23 protein-coding genes are annotated in these 20,417 nt (G+C 65.2%); 12 read left to right on the top strand and 11 right to left on the bottom strand.

Going from position 1 to position 20,417, the window contains the following annotated elements:
* Positions 1-75 precede the first annotated feature (75 nt).
* Positions 76-366 (top strand): DUF378 domain-containing protein, encoded by a 291-nt coding sequence (locus RTQ83_RS08395; RefSeq protein WP_312513229.1) that lies wholly within the window; start codon positions 76-78, stop codon positions 364-366.
* A gap of 16 nt (positions 367-382) precedes the next feature.
* The gene (locus RTQ83_RS08390) at positions 383-844 is read left to right on the top strand and encodes a metallophosphoesterase family protein (RefSeq protein ID WP_312513227.1); all 462 of its coding nucleotides are present in this window, start codon (positions 383-385) and stop codon (positions 842-844) included.
* A gap of 1 nt (position 845) precedes the next feature.
* Here the strand turns inward: RTQ83_RS08390 and RTQ83_RS08385 are convergent, their stop codons facing one another.
* Positions 846-1,754, bottom strand: coding sequence for an alpha/beta hydrolase-fold protein (locus RTQ83_RS08385; RefSeq protein WP_312513225.1), 909 nt, complete (start codon positions 1,752-1,754; stop codon positions 846-848).
* A gap of 119 nt (positions 1,755-1,873) precedes the next feature.
* Here RTQ83_RS08385 and RTQ83_RS08380 point away from each other — a divergent pair, with 119 nt between their 5' ends.
* A complete protein-coding gene (locus RTQ83_RS08380) occupies positions 1,874-2,278 on the top strand; it encodes a hypothetical protein (protein WP_312513223.1) in 405 nt (134 codons plus the stop codon).
* Between the two features lie 10 nt (positions 2,279-2,288).
* Here the strand turns inward: RTQ83_RS08380 and RTQ83_RS08375 are convergent, their stop codons facing one another.
* On the bottom strand, positions 2,289-3,245 hold the full coding sequence (locus RTQ83_RS08375) for an SMP-30/gluconolactonase/LRE family protein (RefSeq protein WP_312513221.1): 957 nt from the start codon (positions 3,243-3,245) through the stop codon (positions 2,289-2,291).
* A gap of 188 nt (positions 3,246-3,433) precedes the next feature.
* Between RTQ83_RS08375 and RTQ83_RS08370 the strand changes: the two genes are divergently transcribed.
* Positions 3,434-4,549: a Gfo/Idh/MocA family oxidoreductase gene (locus RTQ83_RS08370; RefSeq protein WP_312513219.1), complete on the top strand. Its 1,116-nt coding sequence runs from the start codon at positions 3,434-3,436 to the stop codon at positions 4,547-4,549.
* 144 nt (positions 4,550-4,693) lie between these two features.
* On the top strand, positions 4,694-6,286 hold the full coding sequence (locus tag RTQ83_RS08365) for a hybrid sensor histidine kinase/response regulator (RefSeq protein ID WP_312513217.1): 1,593 nt from the start codon (positions 4,694-4,696) through the stop codon (positions 6,284-6,286).
* Between the two features lie 93 nt (positions 6,287-6,379).
* Here the strand turns inward: RTQ83_RS08365 and RTQ83_RS08360 are convergent, their stop codons facing one another.
* Both RTQ83_RS08360 and RTQ83_RS08355 read right to left on the bottom strand, forming a co-directional pair.
* Entirely contained in the window at positions 6,380-6,829 is a 450-nt protein-coding gene (locus tag RTQ83_RS08360) for a hypothetical protein (RefSeq protein WP_312513215.1), read from the bottom strand.
* A gap of 144 nt (positions 6,830-6,973) precedes the next feature.
* Positions 6,974-8,650, bottom strand: coding sequence for an electron transfer flavoprotein-ubiquinone oxidoreductase (locus RTQ83_RS08355; protein WP_312513213.1), 1,677 nt, complete (start codon positions 8,648-8,650; stop codon positions 6,974-6,976).
* 185 nt (positions 8,651-8,835) lie between these two features.
* Between RTQ83_RS08355 and RTQ83_RS08350 the strand changes: the two genes are divergently transcribed.
* The 3 genes from RTQ83_RS08350 (at position 8,836) to RTQ83_RS08340 (ending at position 11,654) form a co-directional block, all read left to right on the top strand.
* The gene (locus tag RTQ83_RS08350) at positions 8,836-9,612 is read left to right on the top strand and encodes an SDR family oxidoreductase (protein WP_312513211.1); all 777 of its coding nucleotides are present in this window, start codon (positions 8,836-8,838) and stop codon (positions 9,610-9,612) included.
* An 84-nt stretch (positions 9,613-9,696) separates the two neighbouring features.
* Positions 9,697-10,098: a thioesterase family protein gene (locus RTQ83_RS08345; protein WP_312513208.1), complete on the top strand. Its 402-nt coding sequence runs from the start codon at positions 9,697-9,699 to the stop codon at positions 10,096-10,098.
* Positions 10,095-11,654, top strand: a complete 1,560-nt coding sequence (locus RTQ83_RS08340) for an aromatic amino acid ammonia-lyase (protein ID WP_312513205.1) — start codon at positions 10,095-10,097, stop codon at positions 11,652-11,654. The genes RTQ83_RS08345 and RTQ83_RS08340 overlap by 4 nt, the downstream gene beginning before the upstream one ends.
* 20 nt (positions 11,655-11,674) lie before the next feature.
* Here RTQ83_RS08340 and RTQ83_RS08335 read toward each other — a convergent pair whose 3' ends face one another.
* Entirely contained in the window at positions 11,675-11,995 is a 321-nt protein-coding gene (locus RTQ83_RS08335; RefSeq protein ID WP_312513203.1) for a hypothetical protein, read from the bottom strand.
* A 157-nt stretch (positions 11,996-12,152) separates the two neighbouring features.
* Positions 12,153-12,728, bottom strand: coding sequence for a LuxR C-terminal-related transcriptional regulator (locus RTQ83_RS08330; RefSeq protein ID WP_312513201.1), 576 nt, complete (start codon positions 12,726-12,728; stop codon positions 12,153-12,155).
* A gap of 152 nt (positions 12,729-12,880) precedes the next feature.
* Here RTQ83_RS08330 and RTQ83_RS08325 point away from each other — a divergent pair, with 152 nt between their 5' ends.
* The gene (locus tag RTQ83_RS08325) at positions 12,881-13,582 is read left to right on the top strand and encodes a CoA transferase subunit A (protein ID WP_312513199.1); all 702 of its coding nucleotides are present in this window, start codon (positions 12,881-12,883) and stop codon (positions 13,580-13,582) included.
* 21 nt (positions 13,583-13,603) lie between these two features.
* Entirely contained in the window at positions 13,604-14,254 is a 651-nt protein-coding gene (locus RTQ83_RS08320) for a 3-oxoacid CoA-transferase subunit B (protein WP_312513197.1), read from the top strand.
* 74 nt (positions 14,255-14,328) lie between these two features.
* Here RTQ83_RS08320 and RTQ83_RS08315 read toward each other — a convergent pair whose 3' ends face one another.
* From RTQ83_RS08315 to RTQ83_RS08295, 5 genes are all read right to left on the bottom strand, one after another.
* The gene (locus RTQ83_RS08315; RefSeq protein ID WP_312513195.1) at positions 14,329-14,736 is read right to left on the bottom strand and encodes an energy transducer TonB; all 408 of its coding nucleotides are present in this window, start codon (positions 14,734-14,736) and stop codon (positions 14,329-14,331) included.
* A gap of 158 nt (positions 14,737-14,894) precedes the next feature.
* The gene (locus tag RTQ83_RS08310) at positions 14,895-16,199 is read right to left on the bottom strand and encodes a M56 family metallopeptidase (RefSeq protein ID WP_312513193.1); all 1,305 of its coding nucleotides are present in this window, start codon (positions 16,197-16,199) and stop codon (positions 14,895-14,897) included.
* Positions 16,196-16,579, bottom strand: coding sequence for a BlaI/MecI/CopY family transcriptional regulator (locus RTQ83_RS08305; RefSeq protein ID WP_312513190.1), 384 nt, complete (start codon positions 16,577-16,579; stop codon positions 16,196-16,198). The genes RTQ83_RS08310 and RTQ83_RS08305 overlap by 4 nt, the downstream gene beginning before the upstream one ends.
* Before the next feature lie 157 nt (positions 16,580-16,736).
* Positions 16,737-18,038: a dicarboxylate/amino acid:cation symporter gene (locus RTQ83_RS08300; RefSeq protein ID WP_312513188.1), complete on the bottom strand. Its 1,302-nt coding sequence runs from the start codon at positions 18,036-18,038 to the stop codon at positions 16,737-16,739.
* A gap of 168 nt (positions 18,039-18,206) precedes the next feature.
* Positions 18,207-19,010 (bottom strand): 3-hydroxybutyrate dehydrogenase, encoded by an 804-nt coding sequence (locus RTQ83_RS08295; RefSeq protein ID WP_312513186.1) that lies wholly within the window; start codon positions 19,008-19,010, stop codon positions 18,207-18,209.
* A 145-nt stretch (positions 19,011-19,155) separates the two neighbouring features.
* Between RTQ83_RS08295 and RTQ83_RS08290 the strand changes: the two genes are divergently transcribed.
* Positions 19,156-20,034 (top strand): alpha/beta hydrolase, encoded by an 879-nt coding sequence (locus RTQ83_RS08290; RefSeq protein WP_312513412.1) that lies wholly within the window; start codon positions 19,156-19,158, stop codon positions 20,032-20,034.
* Positions 20,035-20,063: 29 nt separating this feature from the next.
* Complete coding sequence (locus RTQ83_RS08285; RefSeq protein ID WP_312513183.1) at positions 20,064-20,414, top strand: RidA family protein; 351 nt, start codon at positions 20,064-20,066, stop codon at positions 20,412-20,414.
* Positions 20,415-20,417: the final 3 nt, after the last annotated feature.

Raw genomic sequence — 20,417 nt, 5'->3', positions numbered from 1 at the left:
ATTACTTTTGCTAGTATTGTTGCAAGGGCCGGGGCGCCGCGTCCCGGCGATCCAACTCTTACCAAGGAGGCTGTGATGGCAACAATCAACGCACCAACCATGGACCGCCGCACCATGCCCGATCGCCGGGTGGCCGTCCGTTCGCACCAACGCTCCGCCATGTCCGCCATGGACTATATTGCGATGGCGCTCCTGATCATCGGTGGCCTCAACTGGGGCATGGTCGGCCTGTTCAACGTCGACATGGTCGCCACGCTGTTCGGCCCGGGCAGCGCGCTGACGCGCGTGGTCTACGTGCTGGTCGGTATCGCGGCGCTGTACTCGGTGTACACCACGGCCAAGATGGCCAGCAGCAAGCGCACCTGAAGCGAGCAAATAAGGAATGCGGGTCGGCTTGATTTCCGACACCCACGGGCTGCTGCGGCCGCAGGCGTTCGACTACCTGCGCGGCAGCGCCCACATCATCCACGCCGGCGACATCGTCGACCCGGCCACGCTCGAACAACTGGCCACGCTGGCGCCGCTCACGGCCGTGCGCGGCAATAATGACCACGGCCACTGGGCGCAGGCCCTGCCCGAAGCCGTTACCCTGACGCTCGACGGCGTCGCCATCCACATCATCCACGACCTCAAGGAACTGGCGATCGACCCGGCTGCCGAAGGCGTGCGCGTGGTGATCGCCGGCCATTCGCACAAGCCTTCCTGCAGCGAGCGCGACGGCGTGCTGTACGTGAATCCGGGCAGCGCCGGACGGCGCCGCTTCAAGCTGCCGATATCGGTGGGCGAACTCCTGATCGAAGACGGCCAGGTCGAAGTGCGCCTGCTGAACCTCGACCTGCCTTGAATCATCGTTTCGTCGCCAGATAGGCGCGCAAGCCGTGCGTGACCACGAACGGCAGCACGCTGGCATGGTCTTCATCGGCGAACACTTTCAGGCGCGTGCGCAGCTGCGGGTAGCGGTGGCTCTTCAAGGCGGCATCGAATTCGCGCAGGTCGGCCACCATGTCGGCGTCTTCCTCGGCGCGCGAGCGCTTCTTGCCGGGTAGCAGGGTTTCCAGGCCGCCGATGCCGAAGAACACACTGGCCGGCAAGTCCTTGTGCCTGCTGCCGTAGGCGCGCTCGCGCTCGAACATGACGCCGGCGTCGAACCACAGCGACGGGCTGCCGAGGATATAGTGCTCGAAGCTGCGCGGCGCATCCAGCATCATCTGCAGGCCGAGCAGGCTGCCGTAGGAGTGGCCGACGAAGATCTTGCGCCGCATGTCGGCGCGGTAGTGTTTGGCGATCAGCGGAAAGACTTCATTCGACACGAAACGGCCGTAGCCCGCAGCCTCGCCGAACGCGAGCGGACGGCCCGGCATGTCGCTGCGGTAGTCGTGCTTGTGCGGCGTCGTCGGCGTGTAGTCGCGCCGGCGGCTGTAGACGCCGGTGTCGCCCTTGGCGTACGACAGGCCGACCACGATCGCTTCTTCCATGCCGGCGTGGCGATGCAGGCGCTGGGCGATGTTGCGCACCACCGGGAACGCGTAGCTGGCGTCGGACACGAACACCACCGGGTAGGAACGCTTGCCGTCGCGGTAAGAGTCGGGCAGGGCGACGTAGACCTGGTAGTCACGCCTGAGTTCGGTGGCGCGGATATCGCGTACTTCGGTGTTGTCGAGGACGTAGGCCTGCGCGGCAAGCGCAGCGTTGGGCACGGCGGCGTTGGCGGCGCCGGCCAGCGCCAGCAGCGCCGCAGCAAGGATGATCTTCACATCGGGCTCCGTTGTTATTGTCGTCGAGCATTCTGACACAGGCAAGCAGCCGGAAATAGCGCCGCCGCATCGGCGCAAAATCCCGTAAGATACTGCCCGTCTACTCACACATGCAGCACATGAATCCATCGCCCGACCAGCCACCTCGCTTCAAACCCCGCCCCTGGACCCCGCTCGAGACGCCGCAGGACGTCGAACTCTGGATCGACGAACACAACGCCGCGATGGTGGATGCGTTCAAGCCGCAGGAAACCGGTGTCGGCATCTGCTTCACCCTGAGCGAGGGCGGCAACATCCACATGCAGACGACGCAGGACGCCGTGATCCTCGACGTCGATCAGGACGCGGCCTGGATCGCGCCACTGATCATGGCCGCCACCGGCGCCGAACAGCCGCGCGGCCAGATCTGGGTGCTGCCGGACGACCGGCTGGTGCAACTGATCCTGGGCCTGTCGACGCTGGTGCAGAGCACCACCCTGGTCAGCGGCCACAACTTCGGCAGCCACGGCCGCCGCGCCTGGTAAGCAGCCCTTTCTAGTAGGGCAGGCCGCTCACGTCCAGCCGCGTCTGCCACACGGCGCCGGCGCCCGTGATGTACAGCGTCTTGCCATCCTTGCCGCCGAAGGCGACGTTGGTGACATTCGCATCGACCCGGATCGTCGCCAGCTCGCGTCCCTGCGGCGAGAACACGCGCACCCGTTTGGCGCCGTGCTCGGTCTGGTACAGGTTGCCGTGGCAATCGAGGGTCATGCCGTCGCCGTTCTCGATACCCTTGACCAGCTCGCGTCCGGCCTGCGGCATCTTGCCCTTGACGTCATAGCTGCGGATCGCGCCGTCGCCGGCGACCACGTACAGCTGCGCACCGTCGAGCGACAGCGCGATCCCGTTCGGGTTGCGGCGGCTGCCGTCGACCAGCGTCACGCTGCCGTCCGTACCCACCCGATAGATACCGGTCACCGGCTGGCCGCCGGGTGCGGCCGCTTTCTGGAAATCCGGGTCGGTGAAATAGATCGTGCCATCTTGCGCGATGGCGATATCGTTCGGCGAATTGAACACATTGTCGCGGTAACGTTCGGCAACGGCGGTGCGCCCTCCGGCCAGGTCATAGCGCGACAGCGCTTTGTATTTGTGGGTGGCGGCGATCAGCTTGCCATCCTTGTCTACCGCCAGGCCGTTGCTGCCGGCATCCTCGATCGCGGTCGTCACCGTGCCGTCGAGCGCCAGCTTGCGCACGCGCGACGGGAATCCCTGGCTGAAGCTGAAGTCCGAGAAGTACAGCGCATCCTTGATCCATACCGGGCCTTCGTACAGGCCGGGCTCGCTGCGGCTGGGCGTCACGGCGGCGATGCGCTGGGCGGTCGACTCGCCCGACGGCGCCTTGCCGCAGGCTGGCGGCAACGGCGTGGCAGCGACGGCGGTGCCATGGCCGAGCGTGGCCATCACGGCCGCTGCAAACAGGCTGCGGGCGGATGGGAGAGGGAAGCGGTTCATGAAAACGGTCATCGGCTGGTTCTTTCAGGGTGAAGTCGCGCGGGACGAAGGTGGAGCATACGTGATGTTATCGCTACCATTTCAATCGGAACAATTGTATCCTTATCAAGGACCCCATTGCGCATTGCTGCGTTCGCAGCCGGGCAGGGCGAGTACCGACAACGAATACCGACAACAAGGAGATGGTGATGATCGATCTGAATCGGCGCGGCCTGATGCTGGCCGCGGGAGGCGCGCTGGCAACCGGCGCGATGGGCATGCCGGCCTGGGCCCAGCAGCCGGGACGCAAGCTGGGCTATGCCATCGTCGGCCTCGGCGGCTACGGCCTGGGTGTGATCATCCCGCAGTTCAAGAACTGCCAGCACAGCAAACTGGTGGCGCTGGTCAGCGGCGATCCCGCCAAGGCGAAAAAGGTGGCGGCGGAATATGGCGTGCCGGAACGCGGCATCTATAACTACCAGAACTTCGACAGCATCCGCGACAACCCGGACGTCGACATCGTCTACATCTGCCTGCCGGTCTCGATGCACCTGGAGTACACCGAGCGTTCGGCCGCTGCCGGCAAGCACGTGCTGTGCGAAAAGCCGATGGCGCTGACCTCGAAGGAATGCGAGCAGATGATCGCCGCCTGCCGCAAGGCCGGCAAGAAACTGATGATTGGCTACCGCAGCCACTTCGAGCCGCACAACCTGGAAGCGATGCGCCGCGCGCGCTCGGGCGAGATCGGCAAGCTGCGCTATTTCCGCTCCGAGCACGGCTTCACCGCGGGTGGCGGTCCGGACAACTGGCGCCTCAAGAAGGCGATGTCGGGCGGCGGCTCGATGATGGACATCGGCATCTATGCACTGCAGGCGGCGCGCTACATGGTGGGCGAGGAGCCGATTGCCGTGTATGCCAAGGAAACCACCGACAAGAACGATCCGCGCTTCCGCGAAGTGGAAGACATGATCGAGTTCCAGCTCGAATTCCCGTCCGGCGTGATCGGCTCGTGCATGTCGATGTACAGCGCCAACCAGAACCACCTGCTGCTGATGGGCGACAAGGGCCGCATCGAAATGGAACCGGCCACCGGCTACAGCGGCCACAAGCTATGGGTCGGCAAGAACCGCAGCGACGAGACCCTGGTCACGCCGAAGCCGGGCCCGGACGCGACTCAATGGGCGGGCCAGCTCGACCACATGTCGCAGTGCGTGCTGCAGAACCGCGAACCGATCGTGGCCGGCGAAGAGGGCTTGCGCGACATCCGCATCATCGAGGCCGTATACCGTTCGGCGCGCGAACAGAAACGCATCGCGCTGCGCTGAACCGGTATTGACGCCGGCGCCGGCGTTGTGAAATAGCAATCGTGTTATCAGGCAAGTACTTTTAGTGTAGAGTCGCGGATTGACCGGCAATCTGAACGCCTTTTCTCTCCGTCCACGGTCTCCACACTCACTCTTTCCTGCTCCATGAAGCTTTCTTCCCTGCGCGACGCCTGGCGTCAGGCCGCCGCGCGCCAGCCTGTCCGGTACGTCACCGCCATCGCCTTGTTCGCCATCGCGCTGGCGGCGCGTTTCCTGCTGGTGGACGTGCTGCCGGCGCGCGGCTTTCCCTTTCTCTCGTTCTTCCCGGCAGTCCTGATCACCACCTGGCTGGTCGGCCTGGGGCCGGGGCTGGTGGTGGCGGTGCTGAGCACGGGGGCGGCCTGGGCCTTCTTCATGGGGCCGCCGGTGGCCTTGAGCGCCATGCCGCGCAGCGACCTGATCGCGCTGGTGTTCTTCGCCGGGATCCTGGTGGTGGACTGCATCGTCATCGAGCTGATGAATTCGGCACTGAGCCGGCTGCGCATCACCAGCGAAAAGCTGCGCCGCAGCGAACAGGATTTGCTGGCGCGCGAAGCCGAGCTGCGCGAAGCCGACCGCCAGAAGGACGTGTTCCTGGCCATGCTGGCGCACGAACTGCGCAACCCGCTGGCGCCGATCCGTTCGGCGGCGCAATTGATCGCCGCCGTCGAACCGGAAGACGACAAGGTGCGGCGCGCCGCCGCCATCATCGCGCGCCAGAGCGGACAACTGACGCGCCTGGTGGACGACCTGCTCGACGTGTCGCGCATCCAGTCGAGCAAACTGACCCTGCGCCTGGCCCATGTCGACCTGCGCCAGGTGATCGACGGCGCGCTGGAAACCTGCCAGCCGCTGATCGAGGCCGCCGGCCACGCGTTCAGCGCCAGCCTGCCGGCCACGCCGGTGCCGGTGTGCGTGGACGCGGTGCGCATCGCGCAGTGCGTCTCGAACCTGCTCAATAACGCCATCAAGTTCACGCCGGACGGCGGCCGCATCGAGCTGACGGTGACGCTGCCGGACGCCAAGACGGTGGTGGTCACCGTCAGCGACAGCGGGCGCGGCATCGCGCCGGCGATGCTGCCCAAGCTGTTCGGCATGTTCGCCCAGGAACATGCCAGCGGCATGAACGGCAACAGCGGCCTGGGCATCGGCCTGGCGCTGACGCGCCACCTGGTGACCCAGCACGGCGGACGCATCGACGCCCACAGCGATGGTCCCGGCACCGGCGCGCGCTTCCAGATCGTGCTGCCCCTGGCGCAGGATCTGCCGGTGAACGAGCCGGCAGCCGAGGAGCCGGGCGGCGCGCCGCTGGCGGCGGCGACCGTGCTGGTGGTCGACGACAACGTCGATTCGGTGCAGATGATGCAGGCGCTGCTCGACATGGAGGGCTACCGCGTCCTGACCGCCTATGACGGTGCCGGCGCCCTGCGCGCGATCGCGGCCGGGCGGCCGGACGTGGTGCTGCTCGACGTCGGCCTGCCGGACATGTCGGGCTACGACGTGGCGCAGCGTGCGCGCGCCGCCGGCACACTCGGCGCGCAGACGCTGCTGGTGGCGCTGACCGGCTGGAGCGACGAAGCGTCGCGCGCGGCATCGAAGGCGGCGGGCATCGCGCATCACCTCAACAAGCCGGTCCAGCTGGCGCACGTGCTGGAACTGATCGCGTCCCATGCAGCGCCGGCGCCGGATCGCGAGACAGCGCAAGCATTGACTGCCTGAGGGGTCTGGCTGCAGCTGCGGACCTGAAAATGAAAACGGCGCGGCCTCGTAAGAGGACCGCGCCCTGGATCGTGCTGCCGTGACCGTGCTGCGTCAGCGGTGCTTGTCCTGCAGATTGTCCCAGTCGGTCTGTTGTGCATCCTGGCCGGACTGGCGGCTGCCTTGCTTGCTGTTCAGGTTGTCCAACGCCGGAGTGCCTCCGGATGCGTGCTGGCCGCCGTGCTGCTGGTTCTGCTGTTGTCCCTGCTTCTGGCCTTGCTGCTGGCCGCCTTGCAGGCCCTGTTGCTGGTTGCCGATGTTCTGCTGGCTACCAATGTCTGCTTGCTTACCACCTTGCTGCTTGCTGCCTTGCTGCAGATTGCCTTGCTGCTTGCTGCTTTGATTACTGCCTTGAAGTTTTCCGCTCTGCTGGTTTCCAATGTCCTGCTGCCCAGCGTTTTGCAGATTGCCGGCATTATCTCCGGCGCGGCTGGCTGCAGAACCCATGTCGTCCAACTCGGGGTAGCTCGGATTTTTGTCGCTATGGCCCTTGTTTTCACTCATGCTGGTCTCCTTGCACTGAATGTCGAGGAGACCCATGCTACGCCTGTCAGCGGCTATGCCAATCGGATAATTGGAGGATGCGCTGTAGGAGGTTTCGGACAAAGCCAACAGTAAAAACGCCGGCGAGTTCGCCGGCGTTCAGCCTTACATATTCGGGTAATTCGGCCCGCCGCCGCCTTCCGGCGTCACCCAGACGATGTTCTGGGTCGGGTCCTTGATGTCGCAGGTCTTGCAGTGCACGCAGTTCTGGGCGTTGATCTGCAGGCGGTCGCGACCCTCGTCGGTCTTCACGTACTCATACACCCCGGCCGGACAGTAGCGCTGCTCGGGACCGGCGAACTTGGCCAGGTTGACCTCAACCGGCACGCTCGGGTTCTTCAAGGTCAGGTGCACCGGTTGGTCTTCACTGTGGTTCGTGTTCGAGATGAACACCGACGACAGCTTGTCGAAGGTCAGTTTGCCGTCCGGCTTCGGATACACGATCGGCTTGAAGTGCGACGCCGGCTTCAGACATTCGTGGTCGGCGTGCTTGTGGTGCAGCGTCCATGGCGCCTTGCCGCGGAAAACGATCTGGTCGATGCCGGTCATGATCGTGCCGAGTACGAGACCCTTGCTCATCCACGGCTTGAAGTTGCGCGCGATGTACAGCTCTTCGTGCAGCCACGAGTTCTTGAAAGCTTCTGGATACGCCGTCAGTTCGTCGCCCTGGCGGCCGGCGCCCAGCGCAGCGAACGCCGCTTCGGCCGCCAGCATGCCGGTCTTGATCGCACCATGGCTGCCCTTGATGCGGGACGTATTCAGGAAGCCGGCATCGCAGCCGATCAGGCAGCCGCCCGGGAATACGGTCTTCGGCAGCGATTGCAGGCCGCCCGAAGCAATCGCGCGGGCACCGTACGAGATGCGCTTGCCGCCTTCGAAGAAGCCGCGGATCGCCGGGTGGGTTTTGTAGCGCTGGAATTCTTCGTATGGCGACAGATAGGGGTTCTGGTACGACAGGCCGACCACGTAACCGACCGCGACCTGGTTGTTTTCCAGGTGGTACAGGAACGAGCCGCCGTACACGTCGTTGTCGAGCGGCCAGCCGGCGGTGTGGATCACCAGGCCCGGCTGGTGCTTGGCCGGATCGATTTCCCACAGTTCCTTGATGCCGATGCCGTAGGTCTGCGGATCGCAATCTTTTTGCAGATCGTATTTCGCCATCAGCTGGCGGCCCAGGTGGCCGCGCGCGCCTTCGGCGAAGAAGGTGTACTTGGCGTGCAGCTCCATGCCGAGCTGGAAGTCCGGACCCGGTTCGCCGTCGCGCTTGACGCCCATATTGCCGGTGGCGACGCCTTTGACGGAACCATCTTCGTTGTACAGCACCTCGGCGGCCGGGAAGCCGGGGAAGATCTCGACGCCCAGCGCCTCGGCCTGCTGGCCGAGCCAGCGCACTACGTTCGCCAGCGACACGATGTAGTTGCCGTGGTTGGTCAGCGCCTTCGGCACCGCGAAGTTCGGGGTCGCATACGACTTGGTCTCGGTCAGGAACAGCACACGGTCTTCAGTGACGGGCGTGTTCAGCGGTGCGCCTTTTTCCTTCCAGTCCGGGAACAGCTCGGTGATCGCGCGCGGGTCCATCACGGCGCCAGACAGGATGTGCGCGCCCAGCTCGCCGCCTTTTTCCAGCACGCAGACCGACACTTCGCGGTTTTGCTCGGCCGCCAGCTGCTTCAGCCGGATCGCGGCCGACAGGCCGGCAGGACCGCCGCCAACGACGACGACGTCATACTCCATCGCCTCGCGCGGGCCATATTGTTCTAGAAGATTCGTGGTCTCGGTCATGGTGTTTTTCTGACGTAAATAGAGGGCTGAAAAAAATTAGCACGAGTGTGCGGGTTTTTGCTGCCGAATGCAACTTTCGCGCCATTGTAAGTGCAATATTAGATGCGGCAATCTAATGCCCGACATTTGTGGGATCATTATGCTTTCGCAAATGCGTGACGCACACAGGCGTCGGGGAGCCGGACGTGGGGATTGAAGTCAATTTCGAAGGAAAGATTGCAATGGTCACCGGCGCATCGAGCGGCCTCGGCGCACGTTTCGCCAAGGCCCTGGCCGGCGCCGGCGCCCAGGTGGTGCTGGCCTCGCGCCGCACCGAGCGCCTCAAGGAACTGCGCGCCGAGATCGAAGCCGATGGCGGCGCGGCGCACGTGGTGCGCCTCGACGTCACCGACCTGAGCAGCATCAAGGCGGCGATCGCGCACGCCGAGACCGAGGCCGGACCGATCGACATCCTGGTCAACAATTCCGGCGTGTCGACCACCCAGCGCCTGCTCGACGTCGGCGAGGACGACTACAGCTATATCATGGACACCAATCTGCGCGGCGCATTCTTCATGGCGCAGCAGACCGCCAAGCGCATGATCGCGCGCGCCAAGGGCGACCCGCGCAAGCAGCACCGCATCGTCAACATCGCCTCGGTGGCGGGCCTGCGCGTGCTGCCCCAGATCGGCGTGTACTGCATGAGCAAGGCCGGCGTGGTGCAGATGACCAAGGCGATGGCGGTGGAGTGGGGCAAGTACGGCATCAACGTGAACGCCATCTGCCCCGGCTACATCGCCACCGATTCCAACGAGGATTATTTCGACACCGAACCGGGCCGCAAGCTGATCGAGATGTTGCCGAGGAAGCGCCCCGGCAAGCCGGAAGACCTCGACGGGCTGCTCCTGCTGCTGGCGGCGGAAGAAGCCCATTTCATCAACGGCGCCATCATCACCGCCGACGACGGCATGACGGCGCAATAATTTCAAGAACAGAGACAAGCAATGAGCAGTGAGCAGTCCGCAGCAAACGCAGCACCGAACCAGGTTCCACAACTCGTGCACACCATGCGCATGTCGATCCGCTGGGGCGACATGGACGCCATGGGCCACGTCAACAACACCAATTATTTCCGCTACATCGAGTCGGCCCGCATCGCCTGGCTGGAGCAGGTCGGCGGCCTGCTCAACCCGGACGGGCAGGGGCCGGTGATCGTCAGTGCCTCGATGAACTTCATCCGGCAGCTGACCTATCCGGGCGACATCGAGGTGCGCACCTTCGTCTCGCCGCCGGGCCGCTCGAGCGTCGAGGTGTCGCACGAGATCCGCCTGGTCGGCGCCGATGGCGAAGCGGGCGCGGTGCACGCCGAAGGCACGGCCAAGGTGGTGTGGGTCGACTTCAAGATCGGCAAGTCGGCGCCGCTGCCGGATTCGCTGCGCGCGGCGCTGCCGGCGGCAGCGGCGCAATGAGTGCGGCCGCCGGCACGCACAACCTCCGCACCGTCCGTTTCGACCGCGAACGCCTGAGCCTGGACGACGTCGTCGCCATCGCGCGCGGCGTCGCGCGGCCGGCGTTATCGAGCGACCTGGCGTTTCGCGTCGCCATCGCGCGCGGCGCCGACTTCCTCGACCGCCTGCTGCGCGAGGATGGCGTCATCTATGGCGTGACCACCGGCTACGGCGACTCATGCACCGTGGCCGTGCCGCCCGAGCTGATGCCCGAACTGCCGCGCCAGCTGTATACCTACCACGGCTGCGGCCTCGGCGCGTTTCTAGCCCCGGAGCAGACGCGCGCGGTGATGGCGGCGCGCCTGGCCTCGCTGTGCAAGGGTTACTCGGGCGTCAGCGTCGGCTTGCTGGAGCAGATCGTGCGCCTGTTCGACGCCGGCCTGCTGCCGCTGATCCCGAGCGAAGGTTCGGTCGGCGCCAGCGGTGACCTGACGCCGCTGTCGTATCTGGCGGCGGTGCTGTGCGGCGAGCGCGAGGTGTGGCGCGACGGCGCGCACTTGCCCGCAGCCCAGGCCCTGGCCGAGGCCGGCATCGCGCCACTGCGCCTGCGTCCAAAGGAAGGGCTGGCGATCATGAACGGTACCGCCGTGATGACCGGGCTGGCCTGCCTTGCGTGGGACCGCGCCGAGTACCTGGCGCGCCTGGCCACCCGCATCACGGCGCTGGCCTCGTTCGCGCTGGACGGCAACGCCCACCATTTCGACGCCACGCTGTTCGCGGTCAAGCCGCACGCCGGCATGCAGGACGTGGCGGCCTGGTTGCGCCACGACCTGGGCAGCACGGAACAGGTCGAACGCAACGGCCGGCGTCTGCAGGACCGCTATTCGATCCGCTGCGCGCCGCACGTGATCGGCGTGCTGGCCGATGCGCTGCCGTTTTTCCGCACCCAGATCGAGAATGAGCTCAACAGCGCCAACGACAACCCGATCATCGATGCCGACGGCGAGCGCGTGCTGCACGGCGGCCATTTCTACGGCGGCCACATTGCGTTCGCGATGGACGGCATGAAGAACGCGGTGGCCAACCTGGCCGACCTGCTGGACCGCCAGCTGGCGCTGCTGGTCGACACCCGCTACAGCAACGGCTTGCCGCCCAACCTGTCCGCCATGCAAGGCGAGCGCGCCGCGATCAGCCACGGCCTGAAGGCGCTGCAGATCAGCGTGTCGGCGTGGACGGCGGAAGCGCTCAAGCTGACCATGCCGGCCTCGGTGTTCTCGCGCTCGACCGAGTGCCACAACCAGGACAAGGTCAGCATGGGCACCATCGCCGCGCGCGACTGCCTGCGCGTGCTCGAACTCACGGAGCAGGTGGCGGCGGCGCTCTTGATCGCGGTGCGTCAGGGTGCATGGCTGCGTTGCCGCGTCGATCCGCAGCGCGCCTTGCCGCCGGCACTGGCCGTGATGATGGCGGTGCTGGAAGACGACATCGCACCGGTGCTCGACGACCGGCGGCTCGACCTCGACCTGCAGCGCTTGCTGGAACGGATGCGCGACCAGGCCTGGCCGCTCTACCGCTGACGGTGCCAGTTCAGGCCGATTCAGGCCGGTACGGCCGACAGCACGTCCCAGTGAAATTGCTGCAGCGTCGGACCCGGGATCGGGCAGCCCATGAGCACGTCGTTCGGATCGACCACGTGCGGATGGGCGTGCAGGTTCGGCGCCAGCGTGACCGTCTTGCGCGGCTCGCGCGCGACCCGGCCTTCGTACAGCCACCAGTTGTCGATCGTGATCGTCAGGGTCACGCTCGGGTGCGTGTTGCGGTAATAGAGCAGGCGCGAGCCGTGCGGGCCGCATACCGCGCCCCGGACCGGCTTGATGTAGGCGAGATAGGAAACGTCGACTGCGTCCATCTGATCCATGGCGTCCTCTGTCGGGTGCGTTGAAGTCAGGCGTAGCCGATCTTTGCACAAACCGCTGATTGTGACAATGGGTATTGCATGAAATGCGATTTCTGGTATCGCCGCATGCGCAAGAACGTGCGGACACGATCCTGTCCGCATGAACAGCGCTGCCTGATCAGCGGTTTCCGACCAGCTTGTTGACCAGCTCCGACGAGGTCGATGCCGAGAACTTGCGCATCAGGCTGGCCCGATGCATCTCCACCGTGCGCGGACTCAGGCCCGCATCGCGCGCGATCACCTTGCTGGTCTTGCCCTCGACCAGCAGCGCCGCGATCTCGCGCTCGCGCGGCGTCAGTTCCGCCGTCACCGGGCGCTTTTCGCTCACATCCTCGAAGGTCCACACGCCTGCACCGAGCGGCTCGTTCGGGTCGAGCGCGCGTCCGGTCACGTGGCACCAGAACAGCTCGCTGTTGGCGCGGCGCATGATGCGCTCGTCCGAGTAGCGGCCTTTGGCGTTCATGATCGGGATGATGCGGTCGCCCGTGCGCAGGAACTCATCCATGGTGGGGTACAGTACGCTGAACGACTGCCCGTGCAGCCGTGCCGGCGGGTAGCCGAACATGGCCGCCAGCGCGCCGTTGCAGGTCTGGATTACGCGGTCGCGCGAGACGCACATGCCGACCGGCGCGTGCTGGAAAATCATTTCGTAGTCGATGTCGGCGCCGTTGGCGATATCGCGCGGTAAATTCATCTGAGGCAGATCGACAGCTGTGTTCATGGAGGGCGCGCCCGTTGGGACGGGCCGTAGTTCTACGGTATTGTGCTCGGGTTGTTCGTATTCTATGCTGAGAGTTTACTCGGTATTGCAGAAGAGCTAACGCTTCATTTATAAAAGGGACGGGTATGAATAAAGTATATCCAGACGCGCAATCGGCCCTGGCCGGTATCGTGCAGGACGGCCAGACCATCGCCGTGGGCGGCTTCGGCCTGTGCGGCATCCCCGAGGCCCTGATCGCTGCGCTGCGCGATTCGGGCGTCAAGAACCTGACCGCCATTTCCAACAACGCCGGCGTGGACGGCTTCGGCCTTGGCCAGCTGCTGGAAACGCGCCAGATCAAGAAGATGATCTCGTCCTACGTGGGTGAGAACAAGGAGTTCGCGCGCCAGTTCCTGGCCGGCGAGCTGGAACTCGAATTCACGCCGCAGGGCACGCTGGCCGAGAAGCTGCGCGCCGGCGGCGCCGGCATCCCGGCCTTCTTCACCAAGACCGGCTACGGCACGGTGGTCGCCGAAGGCAAGGAAACGCGCGAGTTCGACGGCGAGCACTACGTGATGGAGCGCGCGCTGACCCCCGACGTGTCGCTGGTCAAGGCGTACATGGCCGACCGCGCCGGCAACCTGGTGTTCCGCAAGACCGCACGCAACTTCAATCCGAACGTGGCCATGGCCGGCAAGGTCTGCATCGTCGAAGTCGAGAAGCTGGTCGAGATCGGCGAGATCGATCCCGACCAGGTGCACACGCCCAGCATCTTCGTGCACCGCATCGTGCACAACCCGACGCCGGAAAAACGCATCGAGCAGCGTACGGTCCGTACTGCTAACTGAGAACACATTCGGAGACAAGACATGGCATGGACTCGTGATGAAATGGCCGCGCGCGCGGCCAGGGAGCTGCAGGACGGCTTCTACGTGAACCTGGGGATCGGCCTGCCGACCCTGGTGGCGAACTACGTCCCCAACGACGTCGAGGTGTTCCTGCAATCCGAGAACGGGCTGCTCGGCATCGGCCCGTTCCCGACCGAAGAAGAGATCGACGCCGACCTGATCAACGCCGGCAAGCAGACCGTTACCGCGCTGCCGGGCTCGGCCTATTTCAGCTCGGCCGATTCCTTCGGCATGATCCGCGGCGGCAAGATCAACCTCGCCATCCTGGGCGCGATGCAGGTGTCGGAACAAGGCGACCTGGCCAACTGGATGATCCCCGGCAAGATGGTAAAGGGCATGGGCGGCGCGATGGACCTGGTCGCCGGCGTCAAGCGTGTGGTGGTGGTGATGGAGCACGTGGCCACGGCCAAGGACGGTTCGACCAGCCACAAGATCCTCAAGAAGTGCGACCTGCCGCTGACCGGCGTCGGCGTGGTCGATCGCATCATTACCGACCTGGGCGTGATCGACGTCGTCGAAGGCGGCCTGAAGCTGGTGGAGCTGGCGCCGGGCGTGACGCGCGAACAGGTCGTGGCTGCAACCGGCTGCGAGCTGGATACGTCAGCGGTCTGATCGACGCAAATCCGCATGAAAAAGCGCCGGCGATCCGGCGCTTTTTTTATGGCCGTGCCTGCTTCGACGTGCGCTCAGTCGGCTTTCCAGACGTATTCCAGGGAAGTCCAGGCCTGGACCGGTTCGCCCTGGTGCATCGGCGGCGTGAACCGGCACGCCGACATGGCGCTGCGCACCGCCTCGTCCAGCGAGGCGTCGCCGCTCGACTTCTGCACCCGCGATTCGAGCACCTTGCCTTGCGCGCTGAGCAGGAACTGGATGATGGACGTGCCTTCGATCTTGCGCGCCAGCGCCTGCGGCGGATAGACCGGCTTGCTGCAGCTGGCGGGAATGAGCGCGGTGCGCAGGACCGGGGGCGCAACCGTGCTGGCCGAGTGGGGCGTCTGCGCGCAGCCGCTGACCGTGATCGCGCAGATGGAAAGAGCGGCCGTCCAGCCGCGCGCAGCGGCGCGCGACAAAGCCAGGGTGATGAAGCGTGACATCGATTCTCCAGCGGTGATCGCCGCTGGGAGCGGCGAAGTTCATTCGACACCGGCGAGCGCCGGGGCCGACGCGATGGTAGCGTCCGCATAGGATACCGCATCGAACTATCTGACGGCGGCGCCGGCGAAAACGCCGGCGCCGCCATTCCCGTGTGCCATCAGTGCGCTGCCCACACGTATTTGACGTCGGTCCAGCGGTCGATCGGCGTGCCGTTCACGGTCGCCGGCTTGAAGCTGCACTTGGCCAGGGCGATGCGCGCCGCCTGGTCGAGCGAAGCGTCGCCGCTCGACTCGCGCAGCGTGGTATCGAGCACGCGGCCGTTGGCGCCGATCAGGAAGCCGAGCGACACCGTGCCTTCGACCTTGTTTTGCAGGGCCACCGCCGGGTACACCGGCCGCGGGCAGGAATTGAAGTCGGCCACCGCGTCGGTCTCGATGACCTTGGCGTGGATCTTCATCGGCCCCATGTTCATGGCGGTGGCGTCTTGCTGGACTTTGGCCGGCTGCTGCTGGGCGCAGCCGGCCAGGGCGGCCAGGGCGAAGCCGATGACCGGAAGCGCCGCCTTCCAGTTGAGCGATTGCGACTCGGGACGTACCAGTTGCTTAATGCGTGACATCAGATCTCCTCCATTGGCCGCCTGGGCCAGTCGGGTGGTTGAAAACTGGAGTTTTTCCAGTTCAGAAAGGGCCAGGGCCAGGCGCCGCGGTTCGCCCAGTTGTCCGGCCGCGAGTTGGTCGGCGATCAGTTCGCGCTCGGCGCGGATGCGGCGCGAGAGCCACCAGACTGCCGGGTGGTAGAACAGCAGCGCCTCGATCGCGTTCTGGATCAGGTTGACCAGGTAGTCATGGCGCCGGATGTGGGCCAGCTCATGCGCCAGCAGCGCTTCCAGCAGGTGTGCGGGCATGGTCGTGACCAGCGATGCCGGCACCAGCACCACCGGGCGCCACCAGCCGGCCGTCACCGGGCTGGAGAGGTTGGCGACGATGCGCAGGCGTACTTGCCGCCTGAGCCCGAACTGGGCCGCCAGGCGGTCGAGACGCACCTGCCAGGCCGGATCGCGCGCTTCATGTGCCGCCGCCCGTTTCACCCACAGCAGACCCGCGACCATGCGCAGTGCCAGCAACAGCGCGCACAGCGCCCAGGCGCCGACGATCCACGCCAGGTTCATGCCGAGCACGCCGCTCCAGCCGAGGTCGGCAGGCGAGCCGGCGCCGGCACCGACCAGCATCAGCGCGACGCCGCCATCCGCGGCGCTGCCGCCGCTCAGGCGCATCCACAGCGAGGCGAGCGGCCACAGCAGGCACAGCAGCAGGCCGGTACAGGCGACTGCATAACGTGATTGCGGGCTGGCGTTACGCAGCAGCACCAGGTGGAGCGCGGTCTCACAGGCGATCAGCGCCCCTTGCCAGGTGAAATTGAGCAGCGTCCAGCCGACCGCTTCGACGAAGCCGGCGCCGGTCACTCCTTGTCCTCGCGCAGCAGCTGTTCGATCTCGGCGCGTTCCTTCTTGGAGATGCCGCTTTTCAAGGCCGCCAGCACCAGCGCCTTGGCCGAGCCGGAGAAGGCGCGCTGCATCAGGTCCTGCAGCAGGTTGCTTTGCAGGGCGTCGCGCTCGTAGGCCGGCGTGTAGACGTGCGACCGCTCGCTTTCGTCGCGCAGCAGCAAGCCCTTGCCGTGCATGACCTGCATCAGGCGCAGCACGGTGGCGTAGGTGACGTCGGGCCGCGTTTCCAGCATCGCTTCGTGCACCTGCTTGGCGGTGGCCGAGCTCAGTGGCCACAACACTTGCAGCAGGTCGAGTTCGGCCGGGGTCGGCTTGGGAGAGTCGGGGGAGCGCGGCATGACGGGCCTCGTATAGTCTGGATAGACCTAGAGTATCTTGTCTAGATCAACTTGTCTACAAAAGTCCTGCACTTCATGCGCTGCGCATAAGCCGCGTCAGGGCGAAAAAAAACCGTGCCACGCGGGCACGGTTTTTTGAGGAAAGTGCTGGAAGCGATCAAGCCGCTTCTTTCACCGGCACCAGGCCTTTGTCATCGGTCACTTCGATGCGGCCATTCAGGACGTCGTCCATGCGCTGGCTGTCGAGTTCCTTTTCCCACTTCGACACGACCACGGTGGCGACACCGTTGCCGACGAAGTTGGTCAGGGCGCGCGCTTCGCTCATGAAGCGGTCGATGCCCAGGATCAGCGCCATGCCGGCCACCGGAATCGTCGGCACCACGGCCAGGGTCGCGGCCAGGGTGATGAAGCCGGCGCCGGTGATGCCCGATGCGCCCTTCGAGGTCAGCATCGCCACCAGCAGGATGGTCAGTTCCTGGGTCAGGGTCAGGTCGGTGTTGGTTGCCTGCGCAACGAACAGCGCCGCCATCGTCATGTAGATGTTGGTGCCGTCCAGGTTGAACGAGTAGCCGGTCGGGACCACCAGGCCGACGACTGGCTTGGAGCAGCCCAGGCGTTCCAGCTTGCGCATCAGGTTCGGCAGGGCGCTTTCCGACGACGAGGTGCCCAGCACGATCAGCAGTTCTTCCTTGATGTACTTGATGAACTTGAAGATCGAGAAGCCGGTGAACTTGGCGATCAGGCCCAGCACGACGAACACGAACAGCGCGCAGGTCAGGTAGAACGAACCCATCAGCTTGGCCAGCGGCAGCAGCGAAGCGATGCCGTATTTGCCGATGGTGAAGGCCATGGCGCCGAACGCGCCCAGCGGAGCGACCTTCATGATGATGTTGACGATGCCGAAGATCACGTGCGAGATGTCGTCGATGAACTTGGTCACCGGACGGCCGCGTTCGCCCATCATCGACAGCGCGAAGCCGAACAGGATGGCGACCAGCAGCACCTGCAGGATGTTACCGGTGGCGAAGGCATCCACGAAGGTGTTCGGGATGATGTGCATCAGGAAGTCGACCGTGCTCTGGCCGTGCGCCTGCTTGGTGTACTGGGCGATCGCGCTGGTGTCGAGGTGGGCCGGATCGACGTTGAAGCCGGCGCCCGGCTTGGCCAGGTTGGCCACGACCAGGCCGATGGCCAGGGCGAAGGTCGAGACGACTTCGAAATACAGCAGCGCCTTGCCGCCGACGCGGCCGATCTTCTTCATGTCCTGCATCCCGGCGATGCCGGCGACGACGGTACAGAAGATCACGGGGGCGATGATCATCTTGATCAGTTTGATGAAGCCGTCTCCCAATGGCTTCATCGCGGTGCCCAGTTCGGGGTAGAACACCCCGAGCAGTACGCCGAGAACGATGGCGAACAGCACCTGGACATACAGGATTTTATAGAAAGGCTTTTTCATGACAACTCTTCAACGAGGTTGGTGGTAGTGTCATGGTGGCCCAATCGCTGCAAGCGGGCTATTGTGGATTTCCGCATGCTGCAGTGCAGTATGGGATTGTGGAAAACCACCAGTGCGCACGCGGTCCCGCAGCCGTGCCGGGCGCGGCGGGACCGGGTACAAGCATGCTTATTGTGCGGCCCAGCCTCCATCCATATTCCACGCCACACCGCGCACCTGGTCCGCCGCCGGGCTGCAGAAGAACACCGCCAGCGCCCCCAGTTCATCGGGCGTGACGAACTCGCCCGACGGCTGCTTTTCCATCAGCAGCGCCTTGCGCGCCGCGTCATTATCCAGCCCTTCACGCGCCGCGCGGTCGTCGACCTGCTTCTGCACCAGTGGCGTGAGCACCCAGCCCGGGCAGATCGCGTTGCAGGTGATCCCGGTCTGGGCCGTTTCCAGCGCCGTGACCTTGGTGAAGCCGACCAGCCCGTGCTTGGCCGCGACGTAGGCCGACTTCTGCGCCGACCCGACCAGCCCATGCACCGAGGCCAGGTTGATGATGCGGCCCCAACCCTTCTGCTTCATGCCCGGCAGCGCCAGGCGCGTGGTGTGGAAGGCCGAGCTGAGGTTGATGGCGATGATCGCGTCCCAGCGCTCGGGCGGGAAGTCCTCGACCGCCGCTACGTGCTGGATGCCGGCGTTGTTGACCAGGATGTCGACGCCGCCGAACTTCTCGGCCGCGTACGCCATCATGGCGGCGATCTCGTCCGGCTTGGACATGTCGGCGTTGTGGTAGGCGGTCTGTACGCCGAACTCGCTGCCGGTGTCGGTGTACAGCTTTTCGATCTGCTGGGCGTCGCCGAAGCCGTTGAACACGATGTTGGCGCCTTGCCCGGCCAGCGCGCGCGCCATGCCAAGGCCGATGCCCGAGGTGGAACCGGTGACGAGTGCCGTTTTACCGCTAAGAAGTCGTGCGTTGCTCGATTGCATGGTGTCCTCTAGTGTGTTGGTGGTCGGGGAACTGCCTCAGTCTTGGTAGAATTCTAATCGACACGCCCGCGCCGTGGTGCATATGGACGGGCAGCCCGAGGTCATCCTGGCCTCGGGTTGACATGATTCGCATGACGGAGCCATGATGGTTGAACCCAGATACCACAGCGTCCAGTGCAGCTCGCCTGCCGGCCTGCACCGCGTCGCCTACAAGGAATGGGGCGATCCGGGCAATCCGAAGGTGCTGGTGTGCGTGCATGGCGTGACCCGCGTCGGTGATGATTTCGACCATCTGGCGCGCGCTTTGTGCCAGGACTATCGCGTGGTATGCCCGGACGTGGTCGGGCGCGGCCGCTCGGGCCGGCTGCGCGACCCGGCCTATTACACGGTGCCGCAATACGTGAACGACATGGTGACCCTGGTCGCGCGCGTCACGGCGCCGGGCGAGACCGAGACCGTGCACTGGTTCGGCACCTCGATGGGCGGCCTGATCGGCATGGTGCTGGCATCTCTGGACGACAGCCCGATCAGCAAGCTGGTGCTCAACGATATCGGTCCGGTGCTGGATCGCGCGGCGATGGCGCGCATCGGCGAATACATCGGCCAGGACGTGCGCTTTCCCAGCTTCGAGGCCGGGGCCGCCTACGTGAAGGCGGTGTCGGCCTCGTTCGGGCCGCACAGCGACGACGAATGGACCAAGCTGGCCGGCGACGTGCTGCGCAAAGGCGACGATGGCCAGTGGGTACGCCACTACGACCTCGGCCTGGCGCAGCCGTTCCAGGCCACCACGCCCGAGCGCGCCGACCAGGACGAAAGCGCGCTGTGGGCGGCCTACGATGCGATCCGCTGCCCGACGCTGCTGGTGCGCGGAGAATTCTCCGACCTGCTGTCGCGCGAGACCGCCCAGCAAATGGCGGCGCGCGGGCCGCATCCGCATCTGGTCGAGATCGCGGGCGTCGGTCACGCGCCGACCTTCGTGCACGAACGGCAGATCGCCGTCGCGCGCGAATTCTTATTGAATTGAACTGAACTGACAAGAAAGAAGAAGAGAACATGGAAATCAAACGTCTGCACGTCGGCAAGCGCATGTCCGAAGTCGCCATCCACAACGGCACCATCTACCTGGCCGGCCAGATCGCCGAAGACGCGAGCCAGGACATCGAAGGCCAGATGCGCGAAGTGCTGGGCCACGTCGACCGCCTGCTGACCGAGGCCGGCAGCGACAAGACCTGCATCCTGATGTGCCAGATCTTCCTTTCCGACCTGTCCAACTTCGCCGGCATGAATGCGGTATGGGACGAGTGGGTCGCCCAGGGCCACACCCCGCCGCGCGCCACCGTCGAAGCCAGACTGGCCAATCCCGACTGGCTGGTGGAAGTGTGCGTCACCGCGGCGCTGCGTTAAGCG

The organism is Massilia sp. (assembly GCF_031995545.1).
GTDB lineage: Bacteria > Pseudomonadota > Gammaproteobacteria > Burkholderiales > Burkholderiaceae_D > Telluria.
The sequence above is the reverse complement of the archived record's forward strand: the minus strand, read 5'-3'. Positions and strand labels throughout refer to the sequence as shown.